This is a genomic window from Rhizobium sp. K102 (assembly GCF_022385315.1).
In the GTDB taxonomy this organism is placed as follows: domain Bacteria; phylum Pseudomonadota; class Alphaproteobacteria; order Rhizobiales; family Rhizobiaceae; genus Rhizobium; species Rhizobium croatiense.
Genome location: NZ_CP092437.1, coordinates 409533 through 425750 on the forward strand (window position 1 = coordinate 409533; position 16218 = coordinate 425750).

The 16218-nt window shown below is 62.0% G+C and carries 17 protein-coding genes and 2 pseudogenes; 14 read left to right on the forward strand and 5 right to left on the reverse strand.

Annotated elements, in window-relative coordinates:
* Positions 1-29: 29 nt before the first annotated feature.
* The 6 genes and pseudogenes from MHI61_RS29395 (at position 30) to MHI61_RS29420 (ending at position 6191) form a co-directional block, all read left to right on the forward strand.
* Positions 30-1322 (forward strand): sugar ABC transporter substrate-binding protein, encoded by a 1293-nt coding sequence (locus tag MHI61_RS29395; protein ID WP_239792986.1) that lies wholly within the window; start codon positions 30-32, stop codon positions 1320-1322.
* A gap of 75 nt (positions 1323-1397) precedes the next feature.
* Positions 1398-2336 (forward strand): sugar ABC transporter permease, encoded by a 939-nt coding sequence (locus MHI61_RS29400; protein ID WP_239792987.1) that lies wholly within the window; start codon positions 1398-1400, stop codon positions 2334-2336.
* On the forward strand, positions 2329-3222 hold the full coding sequence (locus tag MHI61_RS29405) for a carbohydrate ABC transporter permease (protein WP_239792988.1): 894 nt from the start codon (positions 2329-2331) through the stop codon (positions 3220-3222). The genes MHI61_RS29400 and MHI61_RS29405 overlap by 8 nt, the downstream gene beginning before the upstream one ends.
* A gap of 4 nt (positions 3223-3226) precedes the next feature.
* The gene (locus MHI61_RS29410; protein WP_239792989.1) at positions 3227-4945 is read left to right on the forward strand and encodes a GH32 C-terminal domain-containing protein; all 1719 of its coding nucleotides are present in this window, start codon (positions 3227-3229) and stop codon (positions 4943-4945) included.
* A 19-nt stretch (positions 4946-4964) separates the two neighbouring features.
* Positions 4965-5093: pseudogene (locus tag MHI61_RS29415) on the forward strand (ATP-binding cassette domain-containing protein); the annotation flags it as partial.
* A gap of 120 nt (positions 5094-5213) precedes the next feature.
* Positions 5214-6191, forward strand: coding sequence for a DMT family transporter (locus tag MHI61_RS29420; protein WP_239792990.1), 978 nt, complete (start codon positions 5214-5216; stop codon positions 6189-6191).
* 17 nt (positions 6192-6208) lie between these two features.
* Here MHI61_RS29420 and MHI61_RS29425 read toward each other — a convergent pair whose 3' ends face one another.
* A complete protein-coding gene (locus tag MHI61_RS29425) occupies positions 6209-7084 on the reverse strand; it encodes a LysR substrate-binding domain-containing protein (protein WP_040962172.1) in 876 nt (291 codons plus the stop codon).
* Positions 7085-7279: 195 nt separating this feature from the next.
* Here MHI61_RS29425 and MHI61_RS29430 point away from each other — a divergent pair, with 195 nt between their 5' ends.
* The 6 genes from MHI61_RS29430 to MHI61_RS29455 all read left to right on the forward strand — a co-directional run bounded on the left by MHI61_RS29430 (position 7280) and on the right by MHI61_RS29455 (position 11820).
* Positions 7280-8215: a sugar phosphate isomerase/epimerase gene (locus MHI61_RS29430; RefSeq protein WP_239792991.1), complete on the forward strand. Its 936-nt coding sequence runs from the start codon at positions 7280-7282 to the stop codon at positions 8213-8215.
* A 15-nt stretch (positions 8216-8230) separates the two neighbouring features.
* Positions 8231-8902, forward strand: coding sequence for a DUF1080 domain-containing protein (locus MHI61_RS29435; protein WP_239792992.1), 672 nt, complete (start codon positions 8231-8233; stop codon positions 8900-8902).
* A 70-nt stretch (positions 8903-8972) separates the two neighbouring features.
* Positions 8973-9635: an amino acid ABC transporter permease gene (locus tag MHI61_RS29440; RefSeq protein ID WP_239792993.1), complete on the forward strand. Its 663-nt coding sequence runs from the start codon at positions 8973-8975 to the stop codon at positions 9633-9635.
* Positions 9632-10282: an amino acid ABC transporter permease gene (locus tag MHI61_RS29445; protein WP_239792994.1), complete on the forward strand. Its 651-nt coding sequence runs from the start codon at positions 9632-9634 to the stop codon at positions 10280-10282. The genes MHI61_RS29440 and MHI61_RS29445 overlap by 4 nt, the downstream gene beginning before the upstream one ends.
* Positions 10269-11000: an amino acid ABC transporter ATP-binding protein gene (locus MHI61_RS29450; RefSeq protein WP_190233672.1), complete on the forward strand. Its 732-nt coding sequence runs from the start codon at positions 10269-10271 to the stop codon at positions 10998-11000. Before MHI61_RS29445 ends, MHI61_RS29450 begins: the two co-directional genes overlap by 14 nt.
* Positions 11001-11022: 22 nt before the next feature.
* On the forward strand, positions 11023-11820 hold the full coding sequence (locus MHI61_RS29455; protein WP_239792995.1) for a transporter substrate-binding domain-containing protein: 798 nt from the start codon (positions 11023-11025) through the stop codon (positions 11818-11820).
* Between the two features lie 73 nt (positions 11821-11893).
* Here MHI61_RS29455 and MHI61_RS29460 read toward each other — a convergent pair.
* Positions 11894-12226: pseudogene (locus MHI61_RS29460) on the reverse strand (DUF892 family protein); the annotation flags it as partial.
* Between the two features lie 19 nt (positions 12227-12245).
* Between MHI61_RS29460 and MHI61_RS29465 the strand changes: the two are divergent.
* Positions 12246-13901, forward strand: coding sequence for a GH32 C-terminal domain-containing protein (locus tag MHI61_RS29465; RefSeq protein ID WP_239792996.1), 1656 nt, complete (start codon positions 12246-12248; stop codon positions 13899-13901).
* Between the two features lie 205 nt (positions 13902-14106).
* The gene (locus MHI61_RS29470; protein ID WP_239792997.1) at positions 14107-14634 is read left to right on the forward strand and encodes a sigma-70 family RNA polymerase sigma factor; all 528 of its coding nucleotides are present in this window, start codon (positions 14107-14109) and stop codon (positions 14632-14634) included.
* 31 nt (positions 14635-14665) lie between these two features.
* Here MHI61_RS29470 and MHI61_RS29475 read toward each other — a convergent pair whose 3' ends face one another.
* From MHI61_RS29475 to MHI61_RS29485, 3 genes are all read right to left on the reverse strand, one after another.
* The gene (locus tag MHI61_RS29475) at positions 14666-14818 is read right to left on the reverse strand and encodes a hypothetical protein (RefSeq protein WP_010031536.1); all 153 of its coding nucleotides are present in this window, start codon (positions 14816-14818) and stop codon (positions 14666-14668) included.
* A gap of 67 nt (positions 14819-14885) precedes the next feature.
* On the reverse strand, positions 14886-15530 hold the full coding sequence (locus MHI61_RS29480; RefSeq protein WP_239792998.1) for a DUF1109 domain-containing protein: 645 nt from the start codon (positions 15528-15530) through the stop codon (positions 14886-14888).
* Positions 15527-16075 carry a sigma-70 family RNA polymerase sigma factor gene (locus tag MHI61_RS29485; protein ID WP_239792999.1) on the reverse strand — a complete coding sequence of 183 codons (549 nt, stop codon included), beginning with the start codon at positions 16073-16075 and terminating at the stop codon, positions 15527-15529. The genes MHI61_RS29480 and MHI61_RS29485 overlap by 4 nt, the downstream gene beginning before the upstream one ends.
* Positions 16076-16218 lie beyond the last annotated feature (143 nt).

The window sequence follows — 16218 nt, forward strand, 5'->3', positions numbered from 1 at the left end:
TAGGCCCATTCAACTGAGGAGGAATTCTAATGGGTAAACGTTTACTTTGGTCACTGGTCCTGTCCTCGGCACTATCAGCCATAGCGGCGCAGGCAGCCGAGAAAACCGCAATCCAGGTCATGCATCAGGGCGACCCCGGTTTTGTCGCCGCCTATGGCAAGGTCGCCGAACGCTTCGAGGCCGCCAATCCCGATGTCGACGTGCAGTTCATCTATGCGCCGCACGATGCCTATAACGAAAAGTTCAGCGCCGCGGTCATGGCCAAGCAGCTGCCCGACGTCATGGAGCTCGATGCGCCGTTCCTCGCCAATTACGTCTGGTCGGGCTATCTTCAGCCGATCAAGCCGCTGATCGACAAGGATGTCGTCGACGACATGACGGAGTCCAACATCGCCCAGGGCACATACCCGATCGACAAGGACCTCTATGCGATCGGTCTGACCGACTCTTCGGTCGTGCTGTACGGCAACAAGAAATATCTCGAGGCGATCGGCGCCCGCATTCCGAAATCCGTCGAGGATGCCTGGACCCGGGAGGAGTTCGAAACCTATCTCGAGAAGCTTTCCAAAGTCGACGGCGTGAAGTGGCCGATCGACACCTTCCGCGGCTACGGCATCAAGACCGAATGGATCACCTATGCCTATGGCCCGATCCTGCAATCGGCCGGCTGCGATCTGATCGACCGCAAGGCCTGGAAATCCGAAGGCACTCTCGACAGCGACGCCTGCGTCGATGCGCTGGCAATGATGCAGAAATGGGTCAAGAACGGCTGGGTCGTGCCGCAATCGGCCGGAACCAACCAGTTCTTCGCCGAAGGCAATCCGGCCGCGCTGGCGCTCGGCGGACACTGGGTCTATGCGGAAGCCGCCGCGACCATGAAGGACAACATCGTCGTGCTGCCGCTTCCGAAATTCGGCGCCAAGGGCGCGAGCCCCGACGGCACCTGGATCTGGGCGGTCACCAAGACGTCTGCGCATCCCGATATTGCAGGCAAGTTCATCAGCTTCCTGCTGAAGGACAAGGAGTTCCGCGCCTACGTCGCAAGCCAGTCCGGCTATCCCGGCCTGAAGAGCTTCGCTGCCGAATCTCCGCTCTATGCTCCCGGCGGCCCGATGGCGATCGCCTTCGAGCAGGCCTCGAAGACGGCCGTCGCCCGCCCGCCGCACCCAGCCTATCCGACCATTACCTCCGCCTTCATGCAGGCGGTCGACGAGGCCTTCAATGGCGGCGATCCGAAGGAGGCGCTGACAGCGGCCGCCGAGAAGATCGACCAGGATATCGAGGACAATGACGGCTATCCGCCGTTCGGCGACGAGCAATAAGCTCGATCGCCCTGCAATGTCCCCGCCGGACATTGCAGGGCGGGACCGGCAATCGAGGCTGGAGAGGAGGAGCCAATGGCCATGCAACAATCGATATCTTCGACATCCGTCCGAAAGGCCCCGGCACGCCGGCATGACAAGGGACGGCTGATGCAGGAAGCGGCCATGCTTGCGCCGGCCGTCATCCTGTTGACGCTCTTTCTGATCCTGCCGTTTCTCCTGTCCTTCTGGACGGCGATGACCAACCAGCCCCTGGTGCCGCGGCCGACGCCGGTCCGGTTCGTCTGGTTCAACAATTTCATCCGCATCTTTCAGGACGACCTGTTCTGGACGGCCCTTTGGAACGTCTCTCGCTTTACCTTCTGGATCATTCCGGCCCAGTGCGGCCTCGCTTTTGCGACGGCGCTGCTGCTGCATCAGAAGCTGCCGTTGCGCAATCTGCTGCGCGGCATGTTCTTCCTGCCGGCGATCACCTCGATGGTCGTGGTCTGCGTCATCTGGGGCACGCTGTTCCAGTATCCCACGGGACCGTTCAACCAGATCCTCGGCTTCCTCTCCGGCGGGGCGATCCAGCCGATCGATTGGCTCGGCGATCCCCAGTGGGCGATGTTTTCGCTCGTGCTGCTTTCGGCCTGGCAGGCCTACGGCTTCCAGATGATCGTCTACCTCGCCGGCCTTCAGAGCATTCCTGATGAACTCTACGATGCCGCCAAGATCGACGGCGCCAACGCTTTCCGCCGCTTCTGGCATGTGACCATGCCCGGCCTCAGGCCGACCCATGTCTTCGTGCTTGTCATCACCACCATCCAGGCCTTCAAGCTCTATACCCAGGTCGCCATCCTCACGCAGGGCGGGCCGAAGAGCAGCACCGAAACAGTCGTGCACTACATGGTTCGCGCCGGCTTCGAAGAGCAGAAGATGGGTTATGCCTCCGCCGTCTCGGTCATCCTGTTCGTGATCGTTCTCGTCATCGCGCTGATCCAGCGCCAGCTCCTGAGGCGCTTCGATGTCTGATATCGCTCTCTCGATCCCGCAGGCCAGCACGGCACGGCCCCGTTCGGCCGCCAGGGTTCTCCGCGCCATCCAAACCGTCAGTATTTTCATCATCGCATTGGTGATCGTCTCTCCATTGCTGCTGCTGGTCGTCGCCAGCCTCAAGGACGACCGGTTCCAGATTCTGGCCGACATGGGCAGCTTCCGGGCCTTTTGGGTATCGAACCCGACGCTTTCGAATTATGCAGAAGTCGGCCACCTCTCCGGTGAACTCGCCTTCGGACGCTACCTCATCAACTCGCTGATCATCCTCGTCACCACGGTTTGCTCCGGCCTGATCGTCAATTCGATGGCCGGCTTCGTTCTGGCCTGGGGCTCGCTCAAGGGCCGCGCCGTCATCCTGTCCGTCGTCATCGCGCTCTACGTGATCCCGCAGGAAAGCATCATCATGCCGCTGGTGATCATGGTTTCGCGAGCGGGTATGTCCGATACCTTCGCGGTGCAGATCGTGCCCTGGGTCGCAAGCCCGCTTTACATCTTCCTGTTCTACCAGTTCTTCGCGCAGCTGCCGAAGGAATTGCTTGAGGCCGCCGAGATCGACGGCGCCTCGTTTTTCCGGGCCTATCGCTCCATCTTCCTGCCGCTCAGCCTGCCCGCGCTCGCCACCGTGTCGATCCTCATGGGCATCGAGACCTGGAACCAGTATCTCTGGCCGATCCTGGTGACGCAGACCGACTATGCCCGGCCGATCGCGGTGGCCATCGCCACCTTCTTCGGACAGGACAGCATCTACTGGGATCGGGCGATGGCGGCCTCCGTTTTGATGATGATCCCGATCCTGGGGCTCTACCTCGCATTCCAGCGCTGGTTCGTGAGCTCCTTTATCGGCTCTGCCGTGAAAGGTTGAATCGATGACAAGCCCAGCGATTTCTCCCTCCGATGAAGCGGGGATTGAGCCGATCCGCGCCGTCCTGCCCGCGGGGTCCACAATCCATGCCTGGATCAGGGCGTCGCATGGCGGCACCCCGGGAAGGCTGGCGGCACATGTCGACGGGAACCCGGCCGGCGCCGTCGAAACCTCAAATCCTGATGAGTTCGAGTTTCGGCCGATGACGCTGGAAAGAGGCGGAGAGACCGCCTTCTCCTACGATCCGGCGACAACCGAGGTCTCGGTCCTCTATGCTTTCCTTGAGCCCCGCGTTCTCGACGAAGGCATCCGGCTGCTGCATGCCCGCCCCGCCAATGCCACCGCCGAAACCCCGGGCGGCTATCATTTCCGCCCGCCTTTCGGCTGGATGAACGATCCCAACGGCTTTGGAAGGTTCGGCGGCAAGCCGCACCTTTTCTACCAGCACTATCCCCACAGCCTTCGGTGGAACAACATGCATTGGGGTCATGCGGTCTCGAAGGACTACCTTCGCTGGACGCATCTCCCGATCTTTCTTTTCCCTTCGGATGAACTTGCCGCCCGGGCCGACGGGCGGGGCGGGGCATTTTCCGGCTCGGCGATCGCTCTTCCCGGCGATGAAGCCGGCCTTCGCATTTTCTTCACCGAGCATATGAAGGACCGGGAACCGGAGGAACAGGTTCAGTTCACCGCCACCAGCCGCGATCTTGTCAATGTCGAGCCGGCGCGCCTGATCCTGCCGGCGCGTCCCGCCGGGCTCGGGCTGACGACCGATTTCCGCGACCCTTACGTCTTCAAGGGCCCCGACGGCAGATGGAAGATGCTGCTCGGCACGCGAGACCGGGAGGGCGGCGTCATCCTGCTCTACGAAACCGACGATCCGGCCGCGGTGGCGGGATGGACCTTCCTCGGCACGCTTCACCGCGAGAACCGCTTCGGGATGACGGCGGCGGAATGCCCATGCATGCTGCCGCTCGACGGTCCCGCCAACGACCCGGCGACGCGCTGGGCCCTGATCTTCGGTCTGCTGACCAGTCGAGACCCGGCAACCGGCCGGCGCAACATGACGCTTGCGACCGTCGGCCGTTTCGATGGCCGCAGCTTTTCCGTGGAGTTCGAGCAGGAGCTGGATTTCGGCACCGACGCCTACGCGTTCCAGGCCTTCGTCGACGAGGGCGGCCCGATCGGCATCGCCTGGCTTGCGAACTGGACGGATGTATCAAAAGAGGTCGACATGCCGACGGCGATGACCCTGCCGCGCCGGCTGGCCTTGCAGGACGGCGCGCTGATCACGCCGCCGGTCTCGGCGGTCGAAAGCCTGCGGCAGCGCCGGCTGGATGCCGGAGGCCTTCTCGACGGCCGGACCGTCGATCTCGCCAACGGCTCCGTCGAAATCCTGCTCACCCTCGGCCAGGCCGGCAGCGCCTTCCGCCTCGATCTCCAACACCCCGAGGCGACGGTCGCGGTTCAATTGAACGAGGACGGGCTGAGTATTCCCTTCTCGGTGGCCAATGCCAAGCCATCGCCCCGCTACATCGCCGCCGGCGCGCACCCCTCGACCATCCGGATCTTTCTCGACGCGGGCTCGATCGAAATCTTCGCCGACGATGGCCGCTGGACGGGAACCAAGCGCCTGCCCGGCTTCAAGGGCGCCAGTGCCGCGCGTCTTGTTGCGCCGGAGGGAAATATTATCGCCGCCGAAATCTGGCAGCTCGGTCTTTGATCTGGAGGATGAAACGAACATGGCATCGGTGACGATCGACAAGGCCCGCAAGCATTATGGCGCCGTTCCGGTGATCCACGGCGAATTCGTCACGCTCGTCGGCCCCTCCGGCTGCGGCAAGTCCACGCTGCTCAGAATGCTCGCGGGAGCGGCGGCGATCGTCTGAACGAGAAGAGATATACTGGGCAATTCCTAGTTTGGCGGCGGCGCTCGCTGCCGGCTCGTGGGACTGCTGTTTCCGAGACGATAAGCTTGGGCTGCCCGCGCGGTGCAGTTTTTGCATTCAAACAAGCGTTTTTTGCCTCTCGCGCGCTTTCTTGGGAGGCCATTAGATTGGCCGTGTTTGAGGGGCGGACGGATGGGCGCGAGATTTGCCGATGTTCCCGCGTTGGCAGGGATCCCACTGTCTTTGGCGGCTTATTTTCTCTTCAGTTCCAGCGACATGCTCGTAAAGGCGTTGACACGGGAAGTCCCGGTTTTCCAGGTTGTCCTGCTTCAGGTGGCCTTCGCGTTCATACCGTTCATGCTTGTGGTATTCAGGCGCGGCGGCTTCAGCACCCGTATCAGAAATCGCTCGCTGGTCGCCATTCGCGGCCTGCTCGCGGGCGTCAATACGCTTTGCGGCTTCTACGCCTTCTCGACGCTTCCCCTGGCGGAGGTCTATGCGATCGTTTTCTGCACGCCGATCGTCGTGACGCTCGCTTCCATTCCCATTCTCGGGGAAACCGTCGGGATGCACAGGATCGCCGTCATCGTCGCCGGCTTCCTCGGGATTCTCGTGATGATCGATCCGGTCGCCACTCATTTCAGCCTGGCGCACCTGTCGGCCTTCGGCAGCGTCTTGGCGAGCGCGGCCGTCGTCCTGATCATGCGGAAAATCGGCAAAGAAGAGGACCGGGTCAGCATGGTCGCAGCCGTGCTGGCCGGAATCCTGCTCGTCGGCTTGCCGGGCGCGCTCATCCAATGGCAGCCTCTGAGCGGCAAGGCCCTGCTCATTGCCGCCGGCTCCGGGTTTTTCATGGGCGTTGCGCAATTCGTCTCGCTCGAAGCCCTCCGCCGGGCGCCTGCGTCTGTAATCGCGCCCCTGCAATATACGATGCTCGTCTGGGCGCTTGCCTACGGCATCGCGATATTCGACGACCCTGTGAAAGCCAATGTGCTGGCCGGAGCGCTGATCGTCATCGCCGCCAATCTTTATAACTTCCATCGGGAGCGCCTGCGCGCCCGGCGGAGCATCGAGGCGTGAGATCGATGAGGCGACCGTCAGGCGCCGAGATTATCGACGAGATACTGGCGAAGGCGCGCGATGGCGGGCTCGTTCCACCGGCTCTTGGAGGCATAGAAATAATAGGAATCCAGGTAGGTTTCCGTCGCAACCGCTTCCACCAGCCGGCCCTGACCGATTTCGGGCGCGACCAGGATTTCGTTGGCAAGCGCCACGCCCTGGCCGATCGCCGCGGCCTCGATGACGATATGGGCATAGCCCAGCTTCTGGCCGCCGAGCGTCGAAGGAGCCTTGACGCCATTGGCGTGCAGCCACCTCACCCATGCGTCGGTGGTCTGCTCGTGAAGCAGGGGAACCGAGAGCAGGTCGCGCGGCTCCGCCACCGGATGGCGTTCCAGGAAGTCGCGGCTGGCGACGGCGATATGCCTTGGCCGATAGAGTTCGACGGAGTTGCTGTAGGCGATGTACTCCCGCCCGTAGTGAACGGCGACATCGGCTTCGAAGCGCCGGAAATCCGGAAGATGATCGGTTGCCCGCAACAGCACGACATCGACCCGGGCGGCGCGGTTGATCTCTTCGATCCGCGGCATTAGCCACGATTTGTTGAGGCCCGGTCCGCACCACACCTTCAGCTGCTGGCGGCCCGACGGGCGAAGCATGAATGTCGCGTCGTCTATATGGTCGAATGCCACGGCGATACGCTCGTGATACTCCTTTCCCGCATCGGTCAAACGCGTCTCGGCAAAGTTGCTGTCGAGCAGTTTGACCCCGAGCCAATTCTCGAGCTTGCGGACATGGCGCCCCACCACGGTGTGGTGGATCGACAGATCTTCCGCGGCCGAGCGGAGACTGCCGAGCCGGGCGACGGCATCGAAGGCCCGCAAGGCGGTGAGCGGTGGCAAATTACGAGGCATCGAACCCACGGTTTCGTAAGGAGGCGGTGACGAAAAGTATCATGTGCATTTTTCGCAGTGTGGTGCATTTCGTGCATTCCGGTTAGCGTTTTTTGCACCTCCCGGGGCTCACGTTCGGCGCGATGGTCTTTCGCATGGAAACAGCTGCAGCGTTTTCGTTTTCCACCAAGACATCGAACCAGAGGATCAACTCCCGTGAGAATCGGTTTTTACACGAACTATTCCAAGGAAACCGCCGAGTTCGCCCATGAGGTCGGCTTCACCAGTCTGCAGCTCTCCGCCTGGCCGGGTTCGGCCCTCGACGCCAATACGACGACCGACGCCGAGCTCGCGGAAATCCGCAGGGATCTCGACAGCAAGAACATCCAGATCTCGGCTCTGGGATATTATCCCAACTACCTGCATCCCGACGATCATGAACGCGAGGCGGCGCAAGCTTACCTGCCCAAGGTTATGAACCTCGCCTCTCGCCTCGGCGTCGAGGTGGTGGCGACCTTCGCCGGCCAGGACCCGCGGCTCAATGTCGAGGAGAACATCCCCGCTTTTAAGGAGCTTTTCTCCCGCTATTGCGATCTCGCCGAAAAATCGAACGTGAAGATCGCCCTCGAAAATTGCCCGATGATCAACGTCGTGACGATGAAGGGCAACAACATCGCCTACAGCCCGGAAATCTGGGACGTGATCTTCGACGTCGTTCCCTCCGACCGCCTCGGCCTCGAATTCGATCCGTCGCATCTCGTCTGGCAGGGCATCGATTACTGCCAGGCGATCAAGGATTATGCCAGCAAGGTATTCCATGTTCACGCCAAGGACATGGAGATCGACCGGAAGATCCTCGCCCGGAGCGGGATTCTCGGGCGCTCCTTTGCGCCGAAAAAGGGCCTCGACCGCCGGTGGTGGCGGGCGCGCGCGCCGGGCTGGGGCGAGGTCGACTGGCCGGAGTTCATCAGCGCCGTCATCGTCTCGGGATACCAGGGCAATCTCGACATCGAGCATGAGGATGACGTCTTCGCGAGCATGCAGACGATCCACTCGATCAGGTCGGAGGCCGACGTGGTCAGCAATTACAGCCAGGAGCGCGCCGGCTTGCGGCTCGGCTACAACACGCTTTCCAAGCTGATCGTGACGTGAGGCGGGGAGGTTCAGATGAGCAATTCAGCCGATATTTCCATCCTTGAAATCGTCGAGCCGACCGAAAAGATCGTGCTCTTCAACGGCAAGGTTCTTTACGGATGGTTCTCGGATATTCCGGCGCGTGACGAAGACCCGTCGTCGCCCGATATCGTCGAAGTCACCGATGGCGTCATCGTCACTCCCGGCAAGGCGGTGGGACATCTGGTTTCGGAAAAATCGTTTCGGAACTACCGCCTCGAAGTGGACTACCGATTGTCCGGCGAGGGCGGTGGCGGAAGCATTCTCGTCCATGTCTCGAAGCTTCGCATGCTTCGGACGAAATCGAAGAATATTTTCCCGCAATCGCTCGACGTGAAGATCCGGCATCATGATGCAGGCGATATCTACTGCATCATCGACAACATCCTCTGTGACAATCCCGAACGGCGACCGCTGGAAAAGGGCCAAAAGCCCGGCGGCGGCGATCAGGATGGCCGCCACATCGTCAAGATCGTCGACGCCGAAGCTCCGCTCGGCGAATGGAACAGGATGGCGTTCGAGTGCAAGGGACGCGCCCTGCGCATCTGGCTGAACGGCGTCCTCGTCAACGACGGTTACGATTGCACGACCGATCACGGCAAGGTCGCGCTGCAGGTGACGGAGCAGCGCGTCGAGTTTCGCCGGGTGGAAGTTTTTCCGTTGTAATCGCCGGCGTCGGCGCGCCGGCCAGCCCCGCGCGCCGATGCACCACAAACCGAAGTCGGCAGGTCTTACCATGTATCAACTTCAATTTCGGGATGTGCTCTCTGCCTGGAACCTGTTCCTGGATGGGCTGCTGCTCACCTTGGGCCTGTCCGGCATTGCGCTTGGCGGCGGGCTGCTGCTCGGCATCGCCGTTGCCGTAACACGCGTCTATGGGCCTGGATGGGCGGCAAGGACGGTCACCGTCTATATCGAGGTCATCAGAAACACGCCGCTTCTGGTTCAGCTCTTCACCGTCTATTTCGGGCTGCCGAGCCTCGGCATCCGCATCCCCGGGCTCTATGCGGCGATGATCTGCTTCGTCATCTATCTCGGGGCATATCTCGCCGAGATCATCCGTGCCGGCATCGAGGCCGTTCCGCAATCCCAGAAGGAAGCGGGTGCATGCCTTGGACTGTCGGGCTACCAGGTGTTCCGGTACGTCGTCCTCATGCCCGCCATCAAGGACATGTTCCCGGCGCTCGCCAGCCAGTTCGTCTTCTTCATGCTGTCGACCTCGGTGGTGTCGCAAATCGCGGTATCCGACTTGTTCCACATGGGCTCGATCGTCCAGGCGATGACCTATCGCGACTTCGAGATCTACCTGCTCATCGGCGCGCTCTATCTGGCGCTCGCCCTTCTCTTCAGGGCCGGTTTTTCCACCATCTACCTGCTGTGCTTTGGAGGGGACGAATGATCCGCGACATCCAACTGCTCGATCTGCTGACGATCGTCGAAGCCGCCGGAACGACCCTTCTCCTTTCCCTGATGGCATTCGCCGGATCGTCTCTGCTCGGGCTTCCGATCGCCGCACTCCGCCTTTCCCGCATCCAGCCGGTCCGGTGGCTCGCGATCGTCTATGTGCAAATCGTGCAGGGCACGCCTCTCCTGGTCTGGCTGTTCCTTCTGTTCTTCGGGCTCGCCACGCTGGGCTTCAACATCTCCGCCTGGCTCGCCGTCTCGATCGGCTTCTCGATCTACGGCGGGGCGTTTCTCGGGGAGACCTGGTACGGCGCCCTGCGATCGGTCTCCGTCACGCAATGGGAGGCGGCATCCTCGCTCGGGCTCGGCATCTTTCACCAGTTCACGCGGGTGATCCTGCCCCAGTCCATCCGGATCGCGATCCCGCCGACGATCGGCTTTGCCGTCCAGCTGCTCAAGAACACGTCGCTCGCATCGACCATCGGCGTGTACGAACTGACCCAGAGCGGTCAATTCCTCTCGGCTGCGACCTACAAGCCGCTGCTCGCCTATTCGATCGTCGCGGCGATCTATTTCGTCATTTGCTACCCGCTCACCACGTGGAGCCGCGGTCTGGAAAGGAAGCTTGATGTCAATCGTTGAACTGAAAAACGTCGAGAAGCGGTTCGGGCCGCTGACGGTGCTGCACGACGTCTCCCTTGATATCCAGCCGGGCGAAATCGTATCCGTCCTCGGGCGGTCCGGCTCGGGCAAGAGCACGATGTTGCGCTGTATCAACGGCCTGGAAGCGATCCAGAACGGCTCGGTCGTCGTCGACGGCATCACCGTGAACGACCCGAAGACGGATCTCAGGAAACTGCGCCAGCAGGTCGGCATGGTTTTCCAGAGCTACAATCTGTTTCCGCACCTGACGGTGGGGCAAAACATCACCCTGGCGCCGAAGCTCGTGCAGGGCCTTCCCAAAGATGAGCTGCGCGCCCTCGCCGAGGAGGCGCTGCGGCGGGTCGGCCTCGAAGACAAGCTCGATCATTTGCCGCGCCAGCTTTCCGGCGGGCAGCAGCAGCGCGTGGCGATCGCGAGATCGCTGGCGATGAAGCCCAAGGTGATGCTGTTCGACGAGGTCACTTCCGCGCTCGATCCCGAACTGACCGGCGAGGTCCTGAAAGTCCTCGAGGACGTGGCGGCGGCAGGCATGACGATGATCCTCGTCACCCACGAAATAGGCTTTGCCAAACGTTTCGGCACCAGGGTCGTGTTCATGCACAAAGGCAAGGTGTGGGAGGACGGCCCGGCAAAAGCCGTTCTTTCCGGTCCGAAGACAGCGGAGCTGAGCTCGTTCCTCAGCGCCGTCCTCCATTAATCACCAAGAAAAGGGGAACCTCATGAAAAAGAAACTGATCAAAGCCCTCGCCATCGTTATCGGCGTTGCGAGTGCCGCGACGAACGCCTGGGCCGACAGGCTTCAGGACATTCTGTCGAACGGCGTCATCCGCGTCGCCGTGTCGCTGGACAGCCCGCCCTTCGGATCTGTCGGCGCCGACGGCAAGCCGGTCGGCTTCGATATCGAAATGGCGGAAATGGTCGCCAAGGCCTTGAACGTCAAGCTCGAAACGGTCGGCGTGCCATCGGCCAATCGCGTCGCCGTTCTCGTCACCGACAAAGCGGATCTCGTCATCTCCAACCTTGGCATCACGCCGGAGCGCGCCAAGCAGGTTCTCTATTCCGCGCCCTATGTGAACACGGTGCTCGGCGTGTTCGGACCCAAGAGCCTGCCTGTTTCCACGCTCGACGATCTGAACGCCTACACGGTTTCCGCGACTCGCGGAGCCGCTGCGACGCAAGCGATCCTGTCAAGAAATCCAAGCGCCCAGGTGAAGCAATTCGAATCCGACTCCACCTCCGCAACGGCCTTCCTCTCCGGCCAGACCGATCTGCTGACGTCGAGCACGACAACCGTCGCGGCGCTGAAGAAGCAAAACCCGGACAAGGAAATGGAGCTGCTGATCGCGCTCCGGTCCTCGCCGGCACATATGGCGGTGCGGATGGGAGAGCTGAATTTTCTCGCCTGGGTGAACAGCTTCATCTATTATAGCCAGTTGAACGGCGATCTCGATCGCCTCAGCCAGACCTATCTCGGCCTGCCGCTGCAGCCTCTTCAGCTGGCTCTGCCGACCCGGTAGGCAGTCCCGAAGCGCCGCGAACCCAAGAAAAAGGCACGGCCGCCATAGGGCGGCCGATGCTGGGGTGGGCGGCTCAGGCCGCCTTGCCCTTGCTCTTGACGTTGGCCGAAGATTCCGCGATCTGCGTGAGCTTCTTTTCGGTTGCTTCTTCCTCGGCGAGCGTTGCCTGCGGCAGCGGGACGGCGTCCTTGAGGCCGAGCTGCCTGGCCCAGGCGATCAGCGTGCCGTAGCGGGCGATCTCGTAATGCTCGACGGCCTGCGCGGATGAAATCAGGCCGGCGTCGAGGGCGACCGTGCCCTTGAACTCGTCCATGATTTCCTCGGCTTCGGCGATGAGCCCTGGATGGCTTCGCAGGGTCTTGCCGCGCGCCGGCTTGCCAATCATTTCGAAGACCTGCTCGAGGCGCGCGCCATAGGAGGACTAAATGGCAACCGAGGAGACTTTGAACGACCTCTTTCGCGATACTCTCAAGGACATCGCAAGGCTGACGGCCCATGTCGACGGGAACCCGGCCGGCGCCGTCGAAACCTCAAATCGTGATGAGTTCGAGTTTCGGCCGATGACGCTGGAAAGAGGCGGAGAGACCGCCTTCTCCTACGATCCGGCGACAACCGAGGTCTCGGTCCTCTATGCTTTCCTTGAGCCGCGCGTGCTCGACGAAGGCATCCGGCTGCTGCATGTCCGCCCCGCCAATGCCACCGCCGAAACCCCGGGCGGCTATCATTTCCGCCCGCCTTTCGGCTGGATGAACGATCCCAACGGCTTTGGAAGGTTCGGCGGCAAGCCGCACCTTTTCTACCAGCACTATCCCCACAGCCTTCGGTGGAACAACATGCATTGGGGTCATGCGGTCTCGAAGGACTACCTTCGCTGGACGCATCTCCCGATCTTTCTTTTCCCTTCGGATGAACTTGCCGCCCGGGCCGACGGGCGGGGCGGGGCATTTTCCGGCTCGGCGATCGCTCTTCCCGGCGATGAAGCCGGCCTTCGCATTTTCTTCACCGAGCATATGAAGGACCGGGAACCGGAGGAACAGGTTCAGTTCACCGCCACCAGCCGCGATCTTGTCAATGTCGAGCCGGCGCGCCTGATCCTGCCGGCGCGTCCCGCCGGGCTCGGGCTGACGACCGATTTCCGCGACCCTTACGTCTTCAAGGGCCCCGACGGCAGATGGAAGATGCTGCTCGGCACGCGAGACCGGGAGGGCGGCGTCATCCTGCTCTACGAAACCGACGATCCGGCCGCGGTGGCGGGATGGACCTTCCTCGGCACGCTTCACCGCGAGAACCGCTTCGGGATGACGGCGGCGGAATGCCCATGCATGCTGCCGCTCGACGGTCCCGCCAACGACCCGGCGACGCGCTGGGCCCTGATCTTCGGTCTGCTGACCAGTCGAGACCCGGCAACCGGCCGGCGCAACATGACGCTTGCGACCGTCGGCCGTTTCGATGGCCGCAGCTTTTCCGTGGAGTTCGAGCAGGAGCTGGATTTCGGCACCGACGCCTACGCGTTCCAGGCCTTCGTCGACGAGGGCGGCCCGATCGGCATCGCCTGGCTTGCGAACTGGACGGATGTATCCAAAGAGATCGACATGCCGACGGCGATGACCCTGCCACGCCGGCTGGCATTGCAGAGCGGTGCGCTGGCTACGTCGCCGGTGCCAGGTGTCGAAAGCCTGCGTCAGCGCCAGTTGGATGCCAAAGCTCTTCTGGATGGCCGGACCGTCGATCTCGCCAACGGCTCCGTCGAAATCCTGCTCAGCCTCAGGCAGGCCGGCAATGCTTTCCGCCTCGATCTCGAACATCCCGAGGCAACGGTCGCGGTTCAGCTGAACGACGACGGGCTGAGCATTCCCTTCTCGGTGGCGAATGCCAAGGCATCGCCCCGCTACATCGCCGCCGGCGCACGCCCGTCGACCATCCGGATCTTTCTCGATGCCGGCTCGATCGAGGTCTTCGCCGACGACGGCCGTTGGACGGGCACCAAGCGACTGCCCGGTTTCGAGGGGGTGACTGCGGTGCGTCTGACCGCACCCGAGGAAAATATCATCGCCGCCGAAATCTGGCAGCTCGGTCTTTGATCTCTGGAGGAGCCAGGGGCAGCACAGCCTGCAGAAAGCGGGCTTCCGATTGTGCGGCGCGGGCCATCGGCCTCAGCATGCCGCGGGCGAGGTCATGACCGATCGGCAAATGCCGCCGGTCCAGGCTGAACCGCTCGGTTTGTTCGATATCGTACGGCAACGAAAAGGACTGCAGGAACTTTCCCTCCCATTCCAGGAGAGAAAAATGACTTCCTCGTCTTCAGCAGAGCCTGCGTCGCATTGCAAAGAAATGTCCGCAATCGAGCGTGAGATCGTCGAACTGACGCCGGCGTTGCGCGCCTTTGCCCGCAGGTTTCTGCGCAGTGACGACGACATCGATGATCTCGTCCAGGAGACCTTGCTGAAGGCGCTGAACTCGCTGCACCTCTATCAGCCCGGCACCTCGCTCAAATCCTGGCTTTTCACCATCCTTCGAAATACGTTCTGCACCAATTACCGCCGGCAAAAACGCGAGCCGGCAGGGATGGATGCGGCGATCGAACAGGTTGCGATCGCGCCGACCCAGGAGTGGACGCTGCGGGAGCACGAGCTGCAGCGGGCCCTGACACGGCTTTCCGACGACAGGCGCCGTGCTCTGACACTGGTGGCTGCCGGAACGAGCTACGAGGATGCCGCCAGGATGTGCGGGTGCCGCATCGGCACGTTAAAAAGCCGTGTCAGCCGCGCCCGCGCGTCGCTGTTGGCAATGCTCGGAAACCACCTCGTCGACTGAGCGCCCCACGGTCGATTCATCGGCCGCTCCATCAGGGCTTGGCTTCCCGCGAAAACTGGGTGCTTTGATCGCTTCTGCTGCCCGCGTTCCAGGAAAGCGTAGCGCCGAGCACGATCAAAAGCCCGACCAAGACGATGGCTCCGATATAGATTGCGAAAGCGCGGCGATCCGATTGCTGGCTCATCTTCCTCTCCTTCGGTCTTCGAACCAGCCGAAAGGCGGAATGTTCCGGTCAAGGGATGAGAAGGGATTTACCAGCGGAGCAGGCGGGGGCCGGTGAGCGAACCCAGCGCGCCGGTGAGCAGGATGCCGAGCGAATACCAGATCAGCACGAAGGGCATGCCGTTTTCGGTGCAGAACCAGGAATAGACCCAGGCGCCGGCAGCGCCGGCGGCGATGCCGGCGACGAAACCCGTCAACCTGAGATCCGCGGGTGCCGCCCGGCGCAATGCCCAGACGACACCGGCATAAACGGGCAGCGCGAAACCGAGGATCAGCACCGGGCAATGCAGCGCCGAGGAGCCGAGGATCAGCACCGGATAGGTCTCGACCGGAGCCGTCATGAGCTGGATGGCCGCGACCGCAGCCATGGCGGCGAAGATCGCGGCAAGCACACCGAAAAAGCTTTCCTCGGAACCATCGGGGCGGGAAAGCCGGAAAACGGCTGCAAAGGCGGCCGCGGCAATCAGGGCATTATAGGCCGACTTGATCCAGAAAACCGGCAGCATCAGCACGTCGGACATATCGATCCTGAGCCCAAGAATGATCAGCATCAGCAGCAAAGAGAAAGCGAGGGACGGCACGATGCCGAGCGTGAAGCGACGCCGCAGCGCATTGCGCGGCACCGGCTTCAGGTCCCCTGCCAGATGTTCGATAATGTCGTCCGTCTTTGTCACGATGCGCCTCGCAATCTTTCTCCCAGCGCCTTGAGCGCCCGGTGGATGCCGACTTTCACCGCCGATTCAGACTGGCCGATGCGGTTCGCGGTGTCGGCGATCGACTGGCCCTCGAGCTTCACCTGCCGGATCAGCTCCCGCTGTCTCGGCGGCAGCCCGTCGAGCAACCGCTCGACATCCATGCGGGCCGTCACCGCTTCCTCGCTGAAATCGCTTTCGATCTCCTCGCCAAGCTCGGTCTCAGCCAGCCTGCGACCGCCGCGGCCGCGATGATGGTCGATCAGCTTGTAGCGGGCGATCGAGAAGAACCAGGCGGTGAAAGGTCTTTCCCGGTCATAGGTGGACCGGCGGGAATGCAGTGCCAGCAATGTCTCCTGGACCAGATCTTCCATATCCGCTTTCGTCGCCGCAGCCATCCTGCGGCTGTAGTAACCGACAAGCAGCACACGCAAAGCCGTCAGCAAACGCCGATAGGCAGCCTCGTCCCCGTCAAGGGAGAGAAGCATCAATGCTTTCAGGGCTTCTTCCGAATGGGCGGTTGTCATGCTGTCACGAGTTCATTCGCCGGAAGCGGCCAATTGGTTACAGGAAAGATCAAAAAATTTCGGCATCACAGCTCTATCACATGCGCGTGAAGCTGTAACGCATCCCGGCACCTCTGCGAATAACCGGATGTGAGCCATCGGCA

Coding starts and splice junctions, on each gene's coding strand:
- MHI61_RS29395 (WP_239792986.1), top strand. CDS start 30: ATGGGTAAACGTTTACTTTGGTCACTGGTCCTGTCCTCGGCACTATCA.
- MHI61_RS29400 (WP_239792987.1), top strand. CDS start 1,398: ATGGCCATGCAACAATCGATATCTTCGACATCCGTCCGAAAGGCCCCG.
- MHI61_RS29405 (WP_239792988.1), top strand. CDS start 2,329: ATGTCTGATATCGCTCTCTCGATCCCGCAGGCCAGCACGGCACGGCCC.
- MHI61_RS29410 (WP_239792989.1), top strand. CDS start 3,227: ATGACAAGCCCAGCGATTTCTCCCTCCGATGAAGCGGGGATTGAGCCG.
- MHI61_RS29425 (WP_040962172.1), bottom strand. CDS start 7,084: ATGCCTCGTAATTTGCCACCGCTCACCGCCTTGCGGGCCTTCGATGCC.
- MHI61_RS29435 (WP_239792992.1), top strand. CDS start 8,231: ATGAGCAATTCAGCCGATATTTCCATCCTTGAAATCGTCGAGCCGACC.
- MHI61_RS29440 (WP_239792993.1), top strand. CDS start 8,973: ATGTATCAACTTCAATTTCGGGATGTGCTCTCTGCCTGGAACCTGTTC.
- MHI61_RS29445 (WP_239792994.1), top strand. CDS start 9,632: ATGATCCGCGACATCCAACTGCTCGATCTGCTGACGATCGTCGAAGCC.
- MHI61_RS29450 (WP_190233672.1), top strand. CDS start 10,269: ATGTCAATCGTTGAACTGAAAAACGTCGAGAAGCGGTTCGGGCCGCTG.
- MHI61_RS29455 (WP_239792995.1), top strand. CDS start 11,023: ATGAAAAAGAAACTGATCAAAGCCCTCGCCATCGTTATCGGCGTTGCG.
- MHI61_RS29465 (WP_239792996.1), top strand. CDS start 12,246: ATGGCAACCGAGGAGACTTTGAACGACCTCTTTCGCGATACTCTCAAG.
- MHI61_RS29470 (WP_239792997.1), top strand. CDS start 14,107: ATGACTTCCTCGTCTTCAGCAGAGCCTGCGTCGCATTGCAAAGAAATG.
- MHI61_RS29475 (WP_010031536.1), bottom strand. CDS start 14,818: ATGAGCCAGCAATCGGATCGCCGCGCTTTCGCAATCTATATCGGAGCC.
- MHI61_RS29485 (WP_239792999.1), bottom strand. CDS start 16,075: ATGACAACCGCCCATTCGGAAGAAGCCCTGAAAGCATTGATGCTTCTC.